The 18,877-nt window shown below is 62.8% G+C and carries 15 protein-coding genes; 13 read left to right on the top strand and 2 right to left on the bottom strand.

Translation table 11 applies throughout. From position 1 onward, the window contains the following. Positions 1–84 precede the first annotated feature (84 nt). From RLCC275e_RS21075 to RLCC275e_RS21060, 4 genes are read left to right on the top strand one after another with little or no spacing between them, the layout of a single operon-like run. On the top strand, positions 85–858 hold the full coding sequence (locus tag RLCC275e_RS21075) for a GntR family transcriptional regulator (protein WP_033181935.1): 774 nt from the start codon (positions 85–87) through the stop codon (positions 856–858). Continuing rightward, positions 855–1,886 carry an SIS domain-containing protein gene (locus RLCC275e_RS21070; RefSeq protein ID WP_033181934.1) on the top strand — a complete coding sequence of 344 codons (1,032 nt, stop codon included), beginning with the start codon at positions 855–857 and terminating at the stop codon, positions 1,884–1,886. The genes RLCC275e_RS21075 and RLCC275e_RS21070 overlap by 4 nt, the downstream gene beginning before the upstream one ends. After that, positions 1,886–3,037, top strand: a complete 1,152-nt coding sequence (gene nagA / locus RLCC275e_RS21065) for an N-acetylglucosamine-6-phosphate deacetylase (protein ID WP_033181933.1) — start codon at positions 1,886–1,888, stop codon at positions 3,035–3,037. The genes RLCC275e_RS21070 and nagA overlap by 1 nt, the downstream gene beginning before the upstream one ends. An 18-nt stretch (positions 3,038–3,055) precedes the next feature. Then, complete coding sequence (locus tag RLCC275e_RS21060; protein ID WP_012759421.1) at positions 3,056–3,784, top strand: SIS domain-containing protein; 729 nt, start codon at positions 3,056–3,058, stop codon at positions 3,782–3,784. 79 nt (positions 3,785–3,863) lie between these two features. Here the strand turns inward: RLCC275e_RS21060 and efp are convergent, their stop codons facing one another. Next, on the bottom strand, positions 3,864–4,433 hold the full coding sequence (gene efp, locus RLCC275e_RS21055) for an elongation factor P (RefSeq protein WP_003543742.1): 570 nt from the start codon (positions 4,431–4,433) through the stop codon (positions 3,864–3,866). Positions 4,434–4,581: 148 nt separating this feature from the next. Here efp and epmA point away from each other — a divergent pair, with 148 nt between their 5' ends. The 9 genes from epmA to RLCC275e_RS21010 all read left to right on the top strand — a co-directional run bounded on the left by epmA (position 4,582) and on the right by RLCC275e_RS21010 (position 17,497). Then, positions 4,582–5,643 carry an EF-P lysine aminoacylase EpmA gene (gene epmA, locus RLCC275e_RS21050; protein WP_033181932.1) on the top strand — a complete coding sequence of 354 codons (1,062 nt, stop codon included), beginning with the start codon at positions 4,582–4,584 and terminating at the stop codon, positions 5,641–5,643. Then, the gene (locus RLCC275e_RS21045; RefSeq protein ID WP_033181931.1) at positions 5,640–6,692 is read left to right on the top strand and encodes a lysine-2,3-aminomutase-like protein; all 1,053 of its coding nucleotides are present in this window, start codon (positions 5,640–5,642) and stop codon (positions 6,690–6,692) included. Before epmA ends, RLCC275e_RS21045 begins: the two co-directional genes overlap by 4 nt. Before the next feature lie 264 nt (positions 6,693–6,956). After that, entirely contained in the window at positions 6,957–7,208 is a 252-nt protein-coding gene (locus RLCC275e_RS21040) for an acyl carrier protein (RefSeq protein ID WP_012759417.1), read from the top strand. Continuing rightward, the gene (locus RLCC275e_RS21035) at positions 7,208–8,389 is read left to right on the top strand and encodes an acyl-CoA dehydrogenase family protein (protein ID WP_033181930.1); all 1,182 of its coding nucleotides are present in this window, start codon (positions 7,208–7,210) and stop codon (positions 8,387–8,389) included. The genes RLCC275e_RS21040 and RLCC275e_RS21035 overlap by 1 nt, the downstream gene beginning before the upstream one ends. A gap of 5 nt (positions 8,390–8,394) precedes the next feature. Beyond that, on the top strand, positions 8,395–9,303 hold the full coding sequence (locus tag RLCC275e_RS21030; RefSeq protein ID WP_033181929.1) for an amino acid--[acyl-carrier-protein] ligase: 909 nt from the start codon (positions 8,395–8,397) through the stop codon (positions 9,301–9,303). An 8-nt stretch (positions 9,304–9,311) separates the two neighbouring features. Then, on the top strand, positions 9,312–10,274 hold the full coding sequence (locus RLCC275e_RS21025; protein WP_033182120.1) for a DUF1839 family protein: 963 nt from the start codon (positions 9,312–9,314) through the stop codon (positions 10,272–10,274). A gap of 16 nt (positions 10,275–10,290) precedes the next feature. Then, positions 10,291–12,771: a glycoside hydrolase family 2 protein gene (locus tag RLCC275e_RS21020; protein WP_033181928.1), complete on the top strand. Its 2,481-nt coding sequence runs from the start codon at positions 10,291–10,293 to the stop codon at positions 12,769–12,771. A gap of 45 nt (positions 12,772–12,816) precedes the next feature. Continuing rightward, the gene (locus tag RLCC275e_RS21015; protein ID WP_033181927.1) at positions 12,817–13,995 is read left to right on the top strand and encodes a glycosyltransferase family 4 protein; all 1,179 of its coding nucleotides are present in this window, start codon (positions 12,817–12,819) and stop codon (positions 13,993–13,995) included. Between the two features lie 190 nt (positions 13,996–14,185). Further along, positions 14,186–17,497 (top strand): oligosaccharide flippase family protein, encoded by a 3,312-nt coding sequence (locus tag RLCC275e_RS21010; protein ID WP_033181926.1) that lies wholly within the window; start codon positions 14,186–14,188, stop codon positions 17,495–17,497. A gap of 74 nt (positions 17,498–17,571) precedes the next feature. Here RLCC275e_RS21010 and RLCC275e_RS21005 read toward each other — a convergent pair whose 3' ends face one another. Then, on the bottom strand, positions 17,572–18,750 hold the full coding sequence (locus RLCC275e_RS21005; protein ID WP_033181925.1) for a glycosyltransferase family 4 protein: 1,179 nt from the start codon (positions 18,748–18,750) through the stop codon (positions 17,572–17,574). Between the last annotated feature and the right edge of the window lie 127 nt (positions 18,751–18,877).

Below are 18,877 nucleotides of genomic sequence, written 5' to 3'. Positions count from 1 at the left end.
CGACGGCCCGCCGACGAGGGTTTTTTCTTTCGGCACTCGATTCTGTCTTGCCGATTGGTTCTATATAGGTTCTATTATGTGCCTATGGATAGAACCAGTCTGATAGTGGAACTAAACAGCCGCGGCCTGCGCGACGAGGCACTGACCGGGCCGCTCTACAAGCGGCTGGCGCAGACGCTGACCGGCCTCATTCAGGAAGGGTTGCTGAAGCCCGGCACCGCACTCCCGGGCGAGCGCGACCTTGCCGAGGCTCTGAAGCTCGGCCGTGTCACCGTGCGCACCGCCTATCGCGATCTGATGGCATCCGGCACACTGGAATCGCGCCACGGAAGCGGTACTTTCGTGTCGAGCAGAGTGGAGCGCATGGAGCAGTCGCTCTGGCGGCTTTCCTCCTTCTCCGCCGACATGCGTTCGCGCGGGCGTCTGCCCGCCGCACGGATATTGTCGCGGGCGGTCAATACGCCGTCGCCGGAGGAATCCTTCCTGCTCGGCCTCGGCGGCGACGAGCCGGTGCTGAGACTCGACCGCTTGCGCCTTGCCGACGGCCTGCCGCTGGCGATCGAACGCGCCGTGGTGCCGATCAAGTTCCTCGGGCACGATGCCGGTGGCGAGGGATCGCTCTACGATGCGCTGACGGCCAGCGGCCACAGGCCGGTGCGCGCGCTGCAGCGGCTGACGGCGGTCACGCTCGACCCGTCCTCCGCCGCAATCCTGAACGTCAAATCGGGCGCGCCGGCGCTCCTGATCGAACGTGTCTCGCGCCTGGAAGACCAGCGCGTCGTCGAATACACCCGCTCGCATTATCGCGGCGATGCCTATGATTTCGTAGCCGAATTGAGAATCGGAGATGACCTATGAATGACAACCAGTCACTGATGCTGCAAGAAGCCGGCCAATCGCCCGAGGTGGTGGCGACGCTGCTCGAAAAGGAAAAACCGGTCTTTGCCGAGATCGCCCGGTTGTTTTCGTCCGCACGCCCGAGCGTGGTGACGACGGCGGCGCGCGGCTCGTCGGACCACGCCGCCACCTTCTTCAAATATCTCTTCGAGATTACCTGCGGCGTTCCGGTCGCCTCGGTCGGTCCGTCGATCGCTTCCGTCTATGGTGCGGCGCTGCATCTGAAGGGCGGCGTCCATTTCACCGTCTCGCAGTCGGGTGCCAGCCCCGATATCGTCGCGTTGCAGGATGCCGCGAAGAAGGGCGGAGCGACGACGATCGCCGTCGTCAACGTCACCGATAGCCCGCTTGCGAAACAGGCCGATATCGTTCTCGGCCTCAATGCCGGTGCGGAAAAGAGCGTCGCGGCGACAAAATCCTTCATCGCCTCGGTCGCCGCCCTTGCCGGCGTGACGGCTGCGATCGGCGGTGCGTCCGACCTGCAGGCTGCACTCGACAAGCTGCCGGAGGCGCTTTCGTCAACTAACGGCATCGACACCGCGGCAGCCGAGGAGGTGCTCTTCAACGCGACCTCGCTCTATACCGCCGGCCGCGGCCCGGCTTTCGCGATCGCGCTCGAAGCGGCGTTGAAGGCCAAGGAAACCTCCGGCCTGCATGCCGAGGCCTTCTCGCTGGCGGAACTGATGCACGGTCCGATGCGCCTGGTGCAGCCGGGCTTCCCGATCGTCGCCTTTGCGCCCGACGATGCGGCCTTCGCCAACAATGTGCAGGCGCTGGAACGCCTGCAGAAGCTCGGCGCCACCACCGTCGGCTTCTCGACGCAGCCGCTCTCCGGTGTCCATCTGCGCGTACCGACGACGGGCAACGGCCTCGTCGATCCGCTGGTGTCGCTGCTCGTCTATTACCGGCTGATCGAGTCGGTGACTCGCCGCAAGGGCTTCGATCCCGACAAGCCGGCAAACCTGCTCAAGGTGACGGAGACGGTCTGATGGCCCGCAAGATCTTTCTCGGCGCGCGCATCTTCGACGGTGAGCGCTTCCATGACGACAAAGCCCTCATCGTTGCCGGCGGCCGCGTCGAAGCGATCGCTGCCAGAAATGATCTGCCGGACGGTGAGGTGGTGACGCTCCCCGGCGGTGTTCTGTCGGCCGGCTTCATCGATGCGCAGGTCAATGGCGGCGCCGGGCGGATGCTGAACGACGAGCCTTCCGTTGCCTCGATGGACATTATTGCCGGCGGGCACCGGCCCTATGGCACGACGTCGCTGTTGCCGACGCTGATCACCGATACTTCAGAGGCCTCCATTGCCGCCATCGAGGCGGCCAAGGAAGCAGTGAATATGAACTGCGGCGTCGCCGGCCTGCATCTGGAAGGCCCACATCTGGCGCCTGCGAGGAAGGGCGCGCATCTGGCCGAATTGATGCGGCCGGTGGAGGACCGCGACGTTAAGGCTTTCATCCGGGCGCGCGAGGCGATCGGCACGCTGCTCGTCACCATGGCCGCCGAGCAGGTGACGGTTGCCCAGGTGCGCGAGCTTGCGGAAGCCGGTGTCACCGTCAGCATCGGCCATTCCGATTGTTCGAGCGAGGCGGCGGAAGAGCGTTTCGATGCCGGTGCGCGGGGCGTCACGCACCTCTTCAACGCCATGAGCCAGTTGGGACACCGCACGCCCGGTCTCGTCGGCGCGGCGATCGATCATCCCTCGACCTGGTGCGGCATCATCGCCGACGGCCATCATGTCGATCCGAAGGCCCTGCGCACGGCGCTGCGCGCCAAACGCGGCGAAGGCAAGCTGTTCTTCGTCACCGACGCGATGTCGCTCGTCGGGTCGGAGAAGGATTCGTTCACGCTGAACGGGCGCACCGTCCGGCGTGAAAGGGGCGGCTTTTGCTCGAAGCTGGTGCTGTCCGACGGCACGCTGGCCGGTTCCGATGTCGACATGATCTCGACGATCCGTTACGGCGTCACCTATCTCGACCTGACGCTCGCCGAGGCCTTGCGCATGGCGACCCTTTATCCGGCCCGGTTCCTCCGGCTTGGCGATCGCGGCCGTCTCTCGCCGGGCGCGCGTGCCGATCTCGTGCATCTCACCGATGCGCTTGCCGTCACCGCCACCTGGCTCAGCGGCGAAGCGGCCTAAAAATCAAGGAGAAGTGGGATGACCGACATTACCGATGCCTATTTCTCCAACCTCATCGGCCGGCTGGAGGAACTGAAGCAGACGCTTGCCCAGCCGATGGCGCAGGCAGCAGCCGTCATCCTCGATGCTGCCCGAGGCGACAAGCGTGTCTATGTCTTCGGCACCGGCCATTCGCATATGCTGGCGGAAGAGGTGCACTATCGTGCCGGCGGGCTCGCCTTCACCGTGCCGGTGCTCGTCGGCTCGGCCATGTTGCATGAGGGCGCGGTCATCAGTTCGGTTTATGAGCGCACGCAAGGGCTGGTGCGGCCGATGCTGGAGCGTTACGGCATGCAGCCGGGCGATGTCATCATCATCGCCTCCAATTCGGGCGTGAACGCCGCGCCGATCGAGGCCGCCGACTATGCGCGCGAAATCGGCGCAAAGGTGATTGCCATCACGTCGATCGCCTATTCCTCAGCGATCGCCAATGGCCGCCGGCGGCTTGCCGACGTGGCCGATGTGGTGCTCGACAACGGGCTGCCGCCGGGTGACGCCGTTGTCGATCTCGAAGGCACGGGGCTCCGGGTTGGGCCAGTCTCGACGGCCGTCGGGGTGACCGTCATCAATGCGATCTTCGCCGAAGTCGCCTCGGAGCTTTCGAAATCCGGCGATGCGCCAATTTATCTCAGCGCCAACATGCCGGGTGCCGCCGAGATCAACCAGAAGCTCGTCAAGAAATACCGTCCGCGCAACCCGCATCTCTAGAGCACGATGCCGAATAGTGTGGCGGCGGATACAAAAAAGGCCGGCGCGAGCCGGCCTCTTCGATAGGCTGAAACCAGGATCAGTCCTTGGCGCGTTCGACGTAGGAATTGTCTTCGGTGGCGATGACGACGCGGGTGCCGGCATTGATGTGCGGCGGCACCATGGCGCGCACGCCGTTCGACAGTATCGCCGGCTTGTAGGAGGACGATGCCGTCTGGCCCTTGACGACCGGTTCCGTCTCCATGATTTCGAGCGTGACGTGGCGCGGCAGTTGGAGCGCCAGCGCAATACCTTCATGCATCGAGAGGATGCAGGACATGCCTTCCTGCAGGTAAGCCTTGTCGTCACCCATCGTGTCGACATCGACGACGACCTGATCGTAGCTCGCCGGGTTCATGAAGTGAAAGCCTTCGCCGTCTTCATAGAGAAACTGGAAGGAGACGTCTTCGACGAAGGCGCGCTCGACCTGTTCGGTGGTGCGCCAACGCTCGGAAACCTTCACGCCGTCGACGATGCGGCGCATGTCGACCTGGGTGACCGGCGTGCCCTTGCCCGGATGAAAGTTCTGGGCGGTGAGAACGACGTAGAGCTTGCCGTCGACATCGAGAACGTTGCCCTTGCGGACCGAAGAGGCGATGACCTTGACCATAAGACTTCCTTGTAACTCGGCTTTCGGCGTCGTAGATGACTGTCGAGACGCCCCGAAGACGCAAATATTTTTCTTTGGGGCGCAACTAACCTAAAATCCGGGAAATAGCCACCCCCCATACCGGCTTCTCCGGCGAAGAAAGCTTGGAATGAACTCTTCGGCGAAAGCGTCTCCCTGGTGGACCCCGTCCGTGCATGCCGATCGCCGTCCGTTCCTGATCGGGCGCAATGCGATCCAGGCGGCCTTGCGCGGGTTTTTCGCGCGCGAGGATTTCATCGAGGTGGATACGGCGGTGCTGCAGGTCTCTCCCGGCAATGAGGCGCATCTGCATGCCTTCGCCACGGAAGCACTGGCGACGGATGGGCAAAAGGCGCCGTTCTACCTGCACACCTCGCCGGAATTTGCCTGCAAGAAGCTGCTTGCGGCGGGCGAGGAGCGCATCTCGTGTTTTGCCCATGTCTATCGCAACCGCGAGCGCGGGCCGCTGCATCATCCTGAGTTCACCATGCTCGAATGGTATCGGGCCGGCGAAAGCTACGAGAGCCTGATGATGGATTGCGTGCGGATCCTGGCGCTTGCGACTGAGACGGTAAAGACCGGGAAGCTTGCCTATCGCGGCGCCGAGAGCGATCCCTTCGCCGGGCCGGAGCGGATCAGCGTTGCCGAAGCATTCGAGCGTCATGCCGGCATCGATCTTCTCGCCTCGGTCGCAACCGATGGTTCGACCGACCGCGACCATCTGGCGGCCGAGACGAAGCGCGTCGGCATGCGTGTTGCCGATGACGACGGCTGGGCCGATCTCTTCAGCCGGGTGCTGGTCGAAAAGATCGAGCCGCATCTCGGTTTCGGCCGCATCACCATCCTCGACGAATATCCGATCTCGGAGGCGGCCCTTGCGCGTCCCTCGGCACGCGACCCCAGGGTTGCCGAGCGTTTCGAGCTCTATGCCTGCGGCGTCGAGCTTGCGAACGGCTTCGGCGAACTCACCAATGCTGCCGAACAGCGGCGACGGTTCGAGATCGAGATGGCCGAGAAGGCGCGGGTCTACGGCGAGACCTATCCGATTGACGAGGATTTCCTCGCCGCGCTGTCGCTGATGCCTGAGGCAAGCGGTATCGCGCTCGGCTTCGACCGGTTGGTGATGCTGGCGACGGGAGCATCACGCATCGACCAGGTGCTCTGGGCGCCGGTGGCGGAGTGCGGGCGATGAATGTCGTCAAACCGATCAAGAGCGTCGACGATCTTCTGAAGGCGGGGCTGGTCGCCCCTGCCGATCGTGCGAGGCTCGAGGAGGTTGCGGCGCGTTACGCGATTGCGCTGACGCCTGCGATCAGCGAGCTCATAGATCGAGCCGACCCCGATGATCCGATCGCTCGGCAATTCGTGCCAGATGCAGCCGAACTTACGATCGCCCCGGAAGAACGCGCTGATCCGATCGGCGATCATGCCCACAGCCCCGTCGAAGGTATCGTTCACCGCTATCCCGATCGTGTCTTGCTCAAGGCCGTGCATGTCTGCCCGGTCTATTGCCGCTTCTGCTTCCGGCGCGAAATGGTCGGGCCGCAGGGCCTCGGCACGCTCGATGCGGCGGCGATGCAGGCCGCTTTCGATTATATCGGCGGTCATGAGGAGATCTGGGAGGTCATCCTCACCGGCGGCGATCCGCTGGTGCTTTCGCCGCGCCGGCTCCGCGACATCATGGAGGCGCTTGCCAGGATCACGCATGTGAAGATCGTGCGTTTCCATACGCGTGTTCCGGTCGTCGATCCTGAGAAGATCGATGCGGCGCTAATTGGCGCGCTGAAGGCGAGCGGCAAGACGGTCTATGTGGCGCTGCACGCCAATCATCCGCGCGAACTGACGCCGGAAGCGCGGGCGGCCTGCGCCCGCCTCGTCGATGCCGGCATCGCGATGGTCAGCCAGTCGGTGCTACTCAAGGGTGTCAACGACGATCCCGACGTGCTTGCGAAGCTGATGAAGGCCTTCGTCGAGATCCGCGTCAAACCCTATTACCTGCATCACCCGGATCTGGCGCCCGGCACCAGTCATTTCAGAATGACGATCGAGGAGGGGCAGGAGATCGTCGCGGCGTTGCGCGGGCGGATTTCCGGTCTCTGCCAGCCGGCCTACATCCTCGATATCCCCGGCGGTCACGGCAAGGCCGTCGTCAGCGCAAGCGCGATCCGGGCAACAGGCGACGGATGTTATTCCGTCACCGATTATCGCGGCGGCGAGCATTCCTATCCGCCGGCCGATTGAGACAAAACGCGGCGCTTTGCGTGTCATTTCTGTACGTGCTGCGCCAGAAACCAGAGTGTGTCGCAGCGTCAACATTACATTAAGCCATTGATATAATGTGGTTGTTTACAGCGATGCGGGGATGGTCGCTAAAATCCTAACTATGAGCCTTAGTCATATTTAACTCAATAAATTAGCGGAATGTTCTGTTTTCCGCACTAAAAGAACGCTCATGAGAAGGCGATGAACGCCGGTTCGGGATCATGAGAATCTTGGAGTGATGGGATGAATAAGGCAATCCGCGACCTCGTAGCCAAATTCGGCAAGCTTCCTGGGTCGATCGACCAGGTCGCCGACGACGCCGATCTTTATGCGGCAGGTTTGACGTCCTTTGCTTCTGTGCAGTTGATGCTTGGCATCGAAGAGGCCTTCGACATCGAATTTCCCGACAATCTCCTGAACCGCAAATCCTTCGCGAGTATCTCGGCCATCGCCAGGACCGTCGATCTCATCCGGGACAGCCGGAAGGTCGCCTGATGAATTTCCCCGTCAAGATCATGCAGGACGGTCTTGTTGCAAGGGTGGCCCGCGTCGCTGAAATCGCGGCGAAACACGCCGATGCCGTCGACGCTGAAGCCCGTTTCCCCCGAGAAGCCGTGGACGCGATGAAGGCCGAAAGGCTGCTCGGCATCCAGGTGCCGCGCCATCTCGGCGGCGAATCCGCCTCGATCACCGAGATCGCTGAATTGTGCTCGCTGCTCGGCCAGGTTTGCGCCGCCAGCGCGATGGTCTTCGCCATGCACCACATCAAGCTGTCGAGCCTCGTTGAACACGGCGCCGACAGCGAATGGCATCGCGGTTTCATGCGCCGCATCGCTGCCGAGCAGCTGCTGATCGCATCCGCCACCACCGAAGGCGGTATCGGCGGAAACCTGCGCAACAGCATCTGTGCTGTCGAGGTCGATGGCGAGACGTGCCGCCTCGAAAAGGATGCGACCGTCATTTCCTATGGTTCGCATGCCGACGCCATTCTCATCACCTCGCGTGCCCACGCGCAGGCGGCTTCCTCCGATCAGGTGCTGACGGCCTTCCTCAAGGACCAGTACACGCTCGAGAAAACGCATGTCTGGAATACGCTCGGCATGCGCGGAACCTGCTCCGACGGCTTCCTGTTCAAGGGTGAAGCGCCGGCGCATCAGATCCTGCCGAAGCCTTTCGCGGAGATCGCGGCCCAATCCATGCTTGCCTCCTCGCACCTCTTGTGGAGCGGCGTCTGGTACGGCATCGCCGTCGATGCCGTTGTGCGCGCCCAGGCTTTCGTGCGCGCTGCCGCCCGCAAGGCGCCGGATGCCCAGCCGCCGGGCGCGCTGCGCCTTGCCGAGGTTTCGAACCTGCTGCAGATGGTGAAATCCAACGTGGTTGCCGGCCTCAAGGCCTATGAGGATGCCAAGGCCGATGCCGACAGGCTGTCTTCGATGGGATTTGCGGTGGCGATGAACAATGTCAAAATCGCCTCGTCCGAGACGATCCTGGAGATCGTCAACCATGCCATGCTGATCTGCGGCATCATGGGCTACAAGAACGGCACGCCCTTCAGCCTCGGACGCCATCTGCGCGACGCGCATTCCGCACAGCTCATGATTTCGAATGACCGCATCCTCGGCAACACGTCGAGCATGCTTCTTGTCCATAAGCAGGACACTAGCCTACTGGGGTGACAGTCATGGATATGCAGACCTCGTTTCTGGACCGGCTTTTCGAATCCGGTCTGCTGATCGATACCGGCATCGACGGGCTCTACGGCCGCAGCGGCCAGTTCGAAGACGTGATCGCTGCCTTCGAGCGCCTGATCGACACGTTCGGCGGCGCCGATGGTGCCGAAGCCATGCGCTTTCCGCCCGGCATGAACCGCGCCTTCTTCGAGAAGAGCGGCTACATGAAGAGCTTTCCGCAGCTCGCCGGCACGGTGCACAGCTTCTGCGGCAGCGAGCTCGATCATGTCAGCCTGCTGCAATGCATGGAAGTCGGCGAAGACTGGACCAAGGGGCAGGAGGCGACCGACATCGTGCTGACGCCGGCTGCCTGCTATCCGCTCTATCCGACGGTCGCCAAGCGCGGCAACCTGCCGAAGACGGGCGGCCTCTTCGACCTGCAATCCTATTGCTTCCGCCATGAGCCGTCGAAAGATCCGGCCCGCCAGCAGCTGTTCCGCATGCGCGAATATGTCTGCATGGGCACAGAGCTGCACGTCACCGATTTCCGCCAGCGCTGGATGGATCGCGGCGTCGAGATGATGAAGGCCGTCGGCCTCGATGTGACGATCGACGTTGCCAATGATCCGTTCTTCGGCCGCGCCGGCAAGATGCTCGCCAATAATCAGCGCGATCAGAACCTGAAGTTCGAGCTGCTGATCCCGATCACCTCGGCTGCCAACCCGACCGCCTGCATGAGCTTCAACTACCATCAGGATGCCTTCGGCACGAAATGGGGCCTCAATCTCGAAGACGGCAGTGTCGCGCACACCGCCTGCGTCGGCTTCGGACTGGAGCGCATCGCCCTTGCCCTCTTCCATCATCACGGACTCGATGTGAAGCAATGGCCGGCCAGCGTACGGAAAGCGCTGTGGGGCTGAGCAAATCGATGACATCGCTATTTTCGGGAATCGACCCGGAAACCTACCGGGCGCATGCGCTGCATTCCGGCGAGCGCGCCTGGCCGGAAACCAATTGCTATGTCGATCTCTGGATCGAGGTTCTGGCGACATCAGGCGTTGCGCCGGAGGCAATGCTGGGTTTTACCTTGACGCAGGATTTCGAGGGCGACCAGTTCACCTTCTTCAAGGTGCCGCTCGAGGATCTCGAAGCGCTCTACGGCATTCGTGCGACCGAGCTTGCCATCTACGACCGTGTCGAACGCCATGTCGAGGTTCAGATCGCGCGGGGCCGTCTCTGCCTGATCGAAATGGATTCCTTCTACATGCCGGATACCCGTGGCACCGCCTACCGGCAGGAGCACGGCAAGACGACGGTTGCGATCAACCGGCTGGACGTTGCGGCCAAGCGCGTCGATTATTTCCACAATGCCGGCTATTTCCGTCTCGAAGGCGAGGATTTCGACGGACTGTTCCAGCTGCAGCTGACGGAAAACGAGCCGCCGTTCCTACCCTACACGGAATTTGCACGATTCCCGGAAAAGCCGGCAGACGAAGCGCATCTACGTTCGACCGCGCGGCGGCTTGCCGGTTTTCATTTTGCCCGGCGTCCCCGTGAAAACCCGATCCGCGCCTTTGCAAGTATCTTTCCGCAACAGGTCGAGGCGGTGGCGGAACGGCCGTTCGGCTTCTTCCACAAATACGCCTTCAACACGCTTCGCCAGGTGGGCGCCAATTTCGAGCTGGCGGCCGATCATCTCACCTGGCTCTCCCCTGGTGAATTCGCGGCTGGCACCGAGCATGCCAGGCGTATTTCGGAGGTGGCGAAATCGGTGCAGTTCCAGCTTGCCCGCGCTGTCACCCGCAAGAAGTTCGAGCCGTTGCAGGCAGCACTTGATCCGGCCGCCGATGCATGGGATGCCATGATGGCGTCGCTTGCGGGGCGAATCTGAGGCCGGAGATCTGACCATGCGGGGGCGTTTGGCGAGCATCGGTGCCGAGGAAAGTCTACTTTCCGAAGGTTGGAACCTGATCCTGACGGAGCCGGGCGCCTGCGCCGTGCCGCACGACATCCCGCTCTCCGCACAGTTCATTCCCGCACCCGTTCCCGGCACCGTCGCCGCAGCGCTTGAAAAAGCCGGGCTCTTCGACCGGGAAAATCCCGAGCCGCTGAACACGCGGGATGCCTGGTATCTCTGCCGGCTTTTCGATGCCGAGCCCGGCGACGCGATCCTGCGTTTCGCAGGGCTGGCGACGCTTTGCCATGTCTTCCTGAACGGCCAGGAAATCCTGTTTTCGGAGAGCATGTTCACGGCGCACGAGATTCCGGTGACGCTTTCGGGCGGTGATGAACTGGCACTGTGCTTCCGGGCGCTCGGCCCCCGCTTGTCGGAGCCGGGGCCGCGCGCGCGTTGGCGGCCGCAGATGATCACGCCGGCGGGCTTGAAGAATTTCCGCACGACGCTGCTTGGTCATATGCCGGGCTGGTGCCCCGATATCCATGCCGTCGGGCCATGGCGGCCGATTTCGATGGTGCGGCGTCATCCCGTCTCGATCGACAATGTCTCCATCCGCGCCGTATTGGAGGAGAGTGGCGTCGGCCGCCTCAGCGTGTCCCTGCATAGCAATGCCGAGGATCCGGCAATGCTGCTGCGCTGCGGCGGAATGGAGCAGCCCTTCGAGAAGGTCGGCGACAGTCATTACTCGGCTATCCTCAAGCTTTCCGACATCGAGGCCTGGTGGCCGCATACGCATGGCGCTCCGCGTCTCTATGAGCCGACGCTGGTTTCCGATGGTCTGGAATATCCGCTCGGCAGGACCGGCTTTCGCCGCATCGACATCGACCGCGGTGCGGATGGCGATGACTTCGCGCTCCTCGTCAATGGTGAACGGATCTTCTGCCGTGGTGCGGTGTGGACGACGGCCGACATCGCGCGATTGCCGGGTGGGCGGGCGGATTATGAGCCGTTCCTGCGGCTTGCCGCCGGAGCCGGCATGAACATGATCCGCATCGGCGGCACCATGGCCTACGAAACGCCTGATTTCTTCGCGCTCTGCGACGAGCTCGGTCTGCTCGTCTGGCAGGATTTCATGTTCGCCAATTTCGACTATCCGCGCAACGACAAGGCTTTTCTAGGCCACGTGCATGCAGAGGTTGAGGAATTCCTGCACGGCGTGCAGGCGTCGCCTTCGCTGGCCGTGCTCTGCGGCGGCAGCGAAATTCACCAGCAGGCGGCAATGCTCGGTCTGCCGGTGGAATTCTGGAGCGGGCCGGTCACCGATGAAATCATTCCGGCGGTCGTCGCGCGCATGCGCCCCGACGTGCCCTATGTCCCGAACTCGCCCTATGGCGGAGCGATGCCCTTTTCGCCGAATGCCGGTGTCGCCCATTATTACGGCGTCGGCGCCTATATGCTGCCGATTGCCGATGCGCGCCGCGCCGATGTGCGGTTTGCCTCCGAAAGCCTCGCCTTCGCGCATGTGCCGCAGCAAAGGACGCTGCAACGTCATCTCGACGTGCCCGCCGTCCACAGCCCGCTATGGAAGGCCCGTGTGCCCCGCGACCGCAGCGCATCATGGGATTTCGAGGATGTTCGCGACTTCTACCTGCAGCTTCTCTACGGTTTCGATCCGGCTGAGCTGCGCCGCGAAGATCCGGAACGCTATCTCGATCTCTCCCGCGCGGTTACCGGCGAGGTGATCGAAGAGACTTTTGCCGAATGGCGGCGCAAGGGCTCGGCCTGCAATGGCGCGCTCGTCTGGACGCTGCAGGACCTGTTGCCCGGCCCCGGGTGGGGAGTGATCGATTCCACCGGAGAGCCGAAGCCTGTCTGGTATGCAATGCGCCGTGCATTCCGGCCGGTGCAAGTGGTCTTCACCGACGAGGGAACGAACGGTCTCGACGTGCATGTCGTCAACGAGACGGATGCCGCGCTCGACGTCGAGCTCGAGGTCGTCTGCCTGCGCGGGGGAAAACAGCAGGTCGTCAGCGGCAGCAGGGCCTTCAAGCTGGCGGCAAGGGACACGGAGCGCCTCGCCTGCACGGCGCTGTTCGGCGCCTTCTTCGATACGACCTATGCCTTCCGTTTCGGGCCGCCGGCGCATGATGCCAGTGTCGCGCGTATGCGATCGCTGGCGGACGGCGCTATTCTCGCCGAGAGCTTCCACTTCCCCTGCGGACGGGGGAAGGCGCTGCATGACGCAGGGATCGAAGCATCATTCGGCAGAGACAACGACGGCTGGTTCGTCGATCTCAGGACCGACCGGCTGGCGCAATCGGTGCATATCGATGTCGAAGGCTATCGGGCCGACGACGACTGGTTCCACCTTGCCCCGGGTGCGACGCGGCGCGTGAAGCTCCACGCGCTGTCCGGCGCGGAGGGCGATATTCCGCCTGCGGGCGAAATCAGAAGTCTAGGCAGTTCGCATCGCGTCGCAATCGAGGGCTGATGCCCCTGCGAAGGATGATGCCGATCCATTGGGAAAGACCGTGATTTGAGAACGATATACCGCCTTCTGCGCGCCCATGTCCTGCAGCGGCTGATCCCGCGGTCGCGTCTTGCCTTCAACCCACGCCGGCCGGTGGAAGTCGTCGGCTATCTCTCGATGGCGGTCGGTGTCGGCGAGTCGGCAAGGCTCTGCGCCGACGCATTGTCGCAGGCGGGGCGGGCGATTTCGCTCTCCGACGTCAGCACGCATCCTGACGAGAATTCCTTCGCCGGATGGATGCCGTCGCATCTCTCTACCGAACCCGCGGGGAGCCGGATCTGGCATCTCAATCCGCCGATGCTGCCGCGCGCCATCCTGAAGAAGGGCGTTGCGAATTTCACCCGCGCCTTCAACATCGGCTATTTCGCCTGGGAGCTCGAAGTCGTGCCGGCCGAGTGGCGCAATGCGATGCATTACATGAATGCCGTCTTCGTGCCGTCGGAATTCACCAGGCGGGCGATTGCGCCTCTCACCACGGCTCCGGTCATCGTGGTTCCGCATCCTGTCACCGAGAAGCCGGCGACCGAAGGCATGCGCCAGAAATTCGGCATCGACGAAGACGCCTTTCTCGTCAGCTTCATCTTCAGCGCCGGCTCCTCGATCAACCGGAAGAATCCGCAGGCCGTCATCGAGGCCTTCCGGATATTTGCCGCCGAATGCCCCAGCGCCTTCCTGTTGATGAAGGCCAGCGGCGATATCGGCAAGGATGAGGGCCTGCGCGAACTGGTCGCTTCGGTTAAGGGCAACAGCCGGATCAGGATTGTCACCGACAGGCTGTCGAACGCCGAGATCAACGGCCTCATCCGCTGTTCCGACGCCTATCTTTCGCTGCATCGTTCCGAAGGTTTCGGGCTGACGGTTGCCGAGGCGATCATGCAGCGTACGCCCGTCATTTCCACGGCATGGTCGGGCACGGTGGATTTCTGCGATCCCGACAATAGCTGGCTGGTTGCCTCTCCCCTCATTCCCGTGGTCGATACCCATCCCGAATTTGCCGGGCTCGAAGGCGCGGTCTGGGCCGATCCCTCACCCGAGGCGGCGGCCGCGCACCTGCAAGATATCTTCCGCACACCCGAGCGTGCGCGAGAGAAGGCCGAGAAGGCACGGGAGTTCCTGCTGCGTTACCTCGCAGAAAACAGCTACGAGAAGGCGCTTCAGACGCTGAAGGCGATGCAGGCGAGCTAAGCTGAGGTCGTCACTCCGCTTTATTTTAACATTTTCGCATTAGAGATGGCGGGTATGCGGCTTTAGAGCATGTCGCGCAAAAGTGTGCAGCGGTCTTGCGATAACGACATGCGTAAAAACAGAAACCTAAAGTGCGAGGAGCGATCTGAAGATCGCGACGCGCTTTAGGCCGATCCTGACGGATGGACAGATGTCGAAGGGTATTATCGCAAACTCGGTGATGAACGCGGCGGCAGGTATGCTGCTGCTTCTGACGGGCTTCGTTTCCTCGATCATAACCGCACGGTTGCTTGGGCCGGAAGCCAACGGCATCGTCGCCTTTTCGCTCTGGCTGGTGGTGACCGGCGCCTCGATCGCCGAGCTCGGCTCCAGCATCACGCTCTTGAAGACGTTGCCGCAACTTTCGGCGGAGGGCTTCGATGCGCGCCGCCGGCGGGGTTTTGCCGCCATCCTCGTCAGCTTCATGATGTTCTCGACCGTCGTGCTGCTGGCGCTCTACGCGCTGTTCTTCCTGACCTCCGAAAGGATGCACTGGGCCGACACCGCGCCATCCGTCGCCCTGGTCACGGGCGTGCTGTTCTTCGTCCAGGCGATCGGATCCTTCGTCAAATTCTACCTGATCGGCGAAAAGAATCTTGGCGCCTTCTTTAAGCTGACGGTCGCCGTCTCGATCGTGCAGCTTGCCGGCGTTGCCGTCGGCGCCGTTTTCTACGGTGTCGAGGGCGTTCTCGTCGGTTATGCGCTCGGCCAGCTGGTGCTGTTTTTCGCCACGTTGCCGATTCTTCTGGCGCGGCGCGACTGGTGCGGGGTCTCGCTGAAATATCTCGCCTCCTCCTCCGTCATCCTGTCGATCCAGTTCATCATCGATTCCATTTTCCTCAACCGGCTGGAACTGCTCTTCCTGCAGCAGTTCTGGTCGGTGGAGATGGTCGGCTATTATGCCGTCGGGCTGTCGATCGCGAATATCGCGCTGCAACTGCCGATCCAGATGACCGGCAGCCTGCTGCCCTATTATTCCGAGCGGCGCCACAACAGCGACGATTCGACATTGCCGGTCGAGGTCTTCGCAGCCGTCACCCGCAGCATGGCCTATATCGTGCTGCCGATGAGCCTCGGGCTTGCCGCGATCTCCAGCGAACTGGTGCTGGTGGTGTTCGGCGAAGCGTTCCGCCGCAGCGGGACGGTTGTGGCGCTGCTTGCGCTCGTCGCTCCCGCCTATACCTTCATGCAGATCCTCAGCCTCTACCTGCTGTCGATGGACAGGGCCCGCTCCCGCCTGAACATCAGTGTGATAGGTGGCCTACTGATGGTAGCGGGTTGTTTACTGATCGTACCTAGGCTTGCGGCCGAGGGTGCCGCACTCGTGCGCATCCTCGTATTCGTTGCGATGTCGGTGATGATGATCAGACAGACAGGATTCGGATCCCAGCTTTCGGGTCTCTACACAAGCCTGACGAAGGTGACGCTTGCCTCCGTCCTCTGTGCTTGCGGAGCAATTTCCGTGCTGGAATTCGTCCAGGGTCCGGCCGGATTGGTCGGCGCGATCATCGCCGGCGCATTCGCCTATTTCGCAGCGCTCCGGGTGCTGCGCGCCGTGCCGGGCGAGGATGTCGAAGTCATGCGCTCCATTCTCGACAAGATGCCGTCCCTGCTGCGGCGGCCGGTTGGCCATGCGATCAATTTCATCGCGCCGCGGCTTCCCGGCGATCCCGATCGCGCCAAGGTCGCGCCCGGCGAATTCTCGCTGGAACCGGCCGAGGGTGCGGGGCGCAGCGCTGCCCTGCCTGTCGTCTTCGACGGCACGATCGGGCTGTTCATGCCTGAGAATCCGCTCGCGAAGAAACGTTCGGCCGCGGTGCTCTTCGTCAGCCCCTGGGGTTTCGAGGAGATGTGCAGCCGTAAATTCTTCCGCGTCGCGGCCGAGCATTTCTCGGATATCGGCGTGCCGAGCCTGCGCTTCGACTATCGCGGCACTGGCGATGCGCTCGATTTCGGGGCGCTGCCGGCAAGGCTGGAAACCTGGGAAAACTCGATCCGTGCGGCCGCCGCCAAGCTGAAGTCGCTGAGCGGCTGCGACCGTATCATCCTCATCGCGCAGGGCCTCGGTGCGACGCTTGCTCATCGCGTCGGTTCCTCGATCGAAGGCGTCGACCGCCTCGTCATGCTGGCGCCGGTGCTGAGCGGCAGGGCCTATCTGCGCGAACTCAATATGTGGTCCAAGATCATCGATGCCGATCTCGGCCTCGGCAAGGAGCATGTCCAGACCGCCAAGGTGCAGATCGCCGGGCTCGTCATGCCCGAGGAAATCGCTGCAGAGCTCGGCAAGCTCAACATCGCCTCGCCGCAGGGGCTCGCAGCCTCCCGCTATCTGATCCTCGAACGCCCTGCCAAGGCCGACGATACCGGCTTTGCCGATGCGCTGAAGGCGCTTGGCGCCGATGTCGAGCAGACGGCTTTCGAAGGCTATGACGAACTCGCCACCAATCCGCTGTTTGCCAAGACGCCGATGGCTGTCGTCGCGCTGCTGACGACGTGGCTGGAGGCTACGACGACAGAGACATCCGCCGCCCATTCGCCGGCGGCGATCGACAACCCGCCGCTTGCGGGCGATGATTTTGCCGAAACGCCGGTGCGTTTCGGAAGCCATAATCATCTGATCGGCGTCGTCAGCCGGCCGCTCGGCGAGATCAAGGGCAACGCCGTGCTCTTCCTGTCGACAGCCTATGACCGGCATGCCGGCTGGGGACGGACGACGGTGGATATGGCGCGCGAGCTCGCCCGCCAAGGCGTCGTTTCGCTGCGTTTCGACTCCGCCAATGTCGGCGACAGCCCGCCGCGGCCGGATGCACCAGAACAGGTACTTTATTCGGATACGCAGACCGGAGATGCGGTCGCAGCGCTCGATCTGCTCGAAGGCGTCGTCGCCGGCCCCGTCATGGTCGCCGGCCGATGCAGCGGCGGCTACGTCGCCTTCCGCGCCGGCGTCGCCGACGAGCGCTTGAAGGCTGTCGTGTCGATCAATCCCTTCGTCTATTACTGGGATCCTGACATGCCGGTGCGGAGAGAGCATGTCGTCTCCGTCCCCCGCAGCCTGGATGATTACAGCCAGCGCCTGGCGCGGCTCGACACATTGAAGCGGCTGCTGCGCGGCCAGGTGGATGTTGTTTCGGCGCTGCAGAATATCGTCATCGCCGCCGGCCGCCGGCTGTCGCCGTGGATCGCGCCGGTGCTCGAGCTGCTTCCCGACCGGCGCCATATCGCCCGCGAGGTCCGGCACTCCTTCGCGCTGTTCGGCAAGCGCAAGGTGCCGCTGACGCTGATCTACAGCGAGGGCGATGTCGGGCTCGACCACGTCTACTTCCACTTCGGGCCGCGCGGCGCCAGGCTTTCCCGCTATCCGAACGTACGCCTGCTGATGCTGCCGGATGCCGACCACAATCTGACGCCGCCGCAATCGCGCAAATTCGTGCTCGACGAGATCATCCGTCTGGCGAGAGCGTGACTGGGGATTTTACAGCGCCGCGCGTCTTTTCACACCGCGCAATGCTGTAGCGCTTATGCGGCAGGAAGACAGGATCAGATGCTTTCTGCGGCGCTGACATCAAGCGATCTGTAGAGATCGATATAACGTCCGGCGACGATATCCCAGGAATAGCCGCGGGCGGCGTCGAGAAGCTCGGTGCGAACGGTCTCCGGCTGGCGCGAAAGGCCTTCATAGGCAGTTTCGATCGCCGTGGCGGCGCTCTCAGGATTGGTGAAATCGGCAAGCATGAGAACGGGATGGCGGGCGGCAAGCGTCGCAAAGGCATCGTTGGCGTTCAGCACCGGCAGGAGGCCGGCGCTCATCGCCTCCAGCGCCACCAGGCCGAAACCTTCATATTCCGAGGCGGAGGCGAAAATCGAGGCTTCTGCGATGATGCGCCGGATGGTGTCGTTTTCCGGCGACACATGCACAGTGACGCGCCCGGAAAGTTGGCGGCTTTCGATTGCGCCTTCGACATCCGCCCGGTTCAGGTCGGATTCGGCGCCGACGATGTCGAGATGCCATTCCGGGTCGCGGGTCTTCAGCGCGGCCATCGCATCGAGCAGATGGTCGATGCGCTTGTTCACCGAGAACCGGCCGATCGTGACGATGCGGCGCTTTGCCCGGCGTGAAGCGGTGTCGGCAAACTTGCCGATATCGGCGCCGTTTTCGATCAGGAGGCTGTCGGGCACGATCTCGGAAAACTGCTTGAGGTCGGAGGCGCTGCAGCAGACGACGCGGCGGTAGGCCATCGCCGAAGTACGGGTCAATGTCCGGAACCAGATCTTCTTGATCGTCGCGTATTTCCGCGTGTGGAAAAAGCCGCCATGGGTGGTGACGATCATCGGCTTGCCGTGCAGCAGCCGGCCCCAGGCGAGCGCGTCGAAGAAGAAGTCGATGGCATGGACATGGACGAGGTCGGCATCGGCGAGATGGCGGAAAACCTGCGGTGCCAGCGGATAACGGCTGGTGCCGAACCAGGGAATGCGCACCACCTCGATGCCGTCGATATCTTCGCGAAGCGGCAGCTTGTCTTCAGGCGCGGTGAAGAGCGAATCCAGCGTGACGACACGCACGCGATAACCGCGGCGCACGGTCTGGCGGGCGAGATTGGCGACCACGTCTTCCAGGCCGCCGCGATTGGGCAGGAACTGGCGCACGACATGGACGATCAGCGGGGCCGTTTCCAACTGCGGCTTCGCGCGCACCCTCTCTGCCTCGACGATCGACATTTTCCACCTATCGTTGCACATGCCGGCCCGCGCTGACGCGAGCCCGTGATAACAACGACCAGACATGTCTCGCGTTAAGGTGCGGTTTAGGCAGCACCCGGCAAAGCGTATTCTTCGCGAAAAAGGT

Origin of the sequence: Rhizobium brockwellii (assembly GCF_000769405.2) — a bacterium.
GTDB classification, from domain to species: Bacteria; Pseudomonadota; Alphaproteobacteria; order Rhizobiales; family Rhizobiaceae; genus Rhizobium; species Rhizobium brockwellii.
This window is presented reverse-complemented; position numbering and strand designations above follow the sequence as displayed.

What these genes read in the sequence shown, in the direction of transcription:
- RLCC275e_RS21075 (WP_033181935.1), top strand. Translation starts at nt 85, where the DNA reads ATGGATAGAACCAGTCTGATAGTGGAACTAAACAGCCGCGGCCTGCGC.
- RLCC275e_RS21070 (WP_033181934.1), top strand. Translation starts at nt 855, where the DNA reads ATGAATGACAACCAGTCACTGATGCTGCAAGAAGCCGGCCAATCGCCC.
- nagA (WP_033181933.1), top strand. Translation starts at nt 1,886, where the DNA reads ATGGCCCGCAAGATCTTTCTCGGCGCGCGCATCTTCGACGGTGAGCGC.
- RLCC275e_RS21060 (WP_012759421.1), top strand. Translation starts at nt 3,056, where the DNA reads ATGACCGACATTACCGATGCCTATTTCTCCAACCTCATCGGCCGGCTG.
- efp (WP_003543742.1), bottom strand. Translation starts at nt 4,433, where the DNA reads ATGGTCAAGGTCATCGCCTCTTCGGTCCGCAAGGGCAACGTTCTCGAT.
- epmA (WP_033181932.1), top strand. Translation starts at nt 4,582, where the DNA reads ATGAACTCTTCGGCGAAAGCGTCTCCCTGGTGGACCCCGTCCGTGCAT.
- RLCC275e_RS21045 (WP_033181931.1), top strand. Translation starts at nt 5,640, where the DNA reads ATGAATGTCGTCAAACCGATCAAGAGCGTCGACGATCTTCTGAAGGCG.
- RLCC275e_RS21040 (WP_012759417.1), top strand. Translation starts at nt 6,957, where the DNA reads ATGAATAAGGCAATCCGCGACCTCGTAGCCAAATTCGGCAAGCTTCCT.
- RLCC275e_RS21035 (WP_033181930.1), top strand. Translation starts at nt 7,208, where the DNA reads ATGAATTTCCCCGTCAAGATCATGCAGGACGGTCTTGTTGCAAGGGTG.
- RLCC275e_RS21030 (WP_033181929.1), top strand. Translation starts at nt 8,395, where the DNA reads ATGGATATGCAGACCTCGTTTCTGGACCGGCTTTTCGAATCCGGTCTG.
- RLCC275e_RS21025 (WP_033182120.1), top strand. Translation starts at nt 9,312, where the DNA reads ATGACATCGCTATTTTCGGGAATCGACCCGGAAACCTACCGGGCGCAT.
- RLCC275e_RS21020 (WP_033181928.1), top strand. Translation starts at nt 10,291, where the DNA reads ATGCGGGGGCGTTTGGCGAGCATCGGTGCCGAGGAAAGTCTACTTTCC.
- RLCC275e_RS21010 (WP_033181926.1), top strand. Translation starts at nt 14,186, where the DNA reads ATGTCGAAGGGTATTATCGCAAACTCGGTGATGAACGCGGCGGCAGGT.
- RLCC275e_RS21005 (WP_033181925.1), bottom strand. Translation starts at nt 18,750, where the DNA reads ATGTCGATCGTCGAGGCAGAGAGGGTGCGCGCGAAGCCGCAGTTGGAA.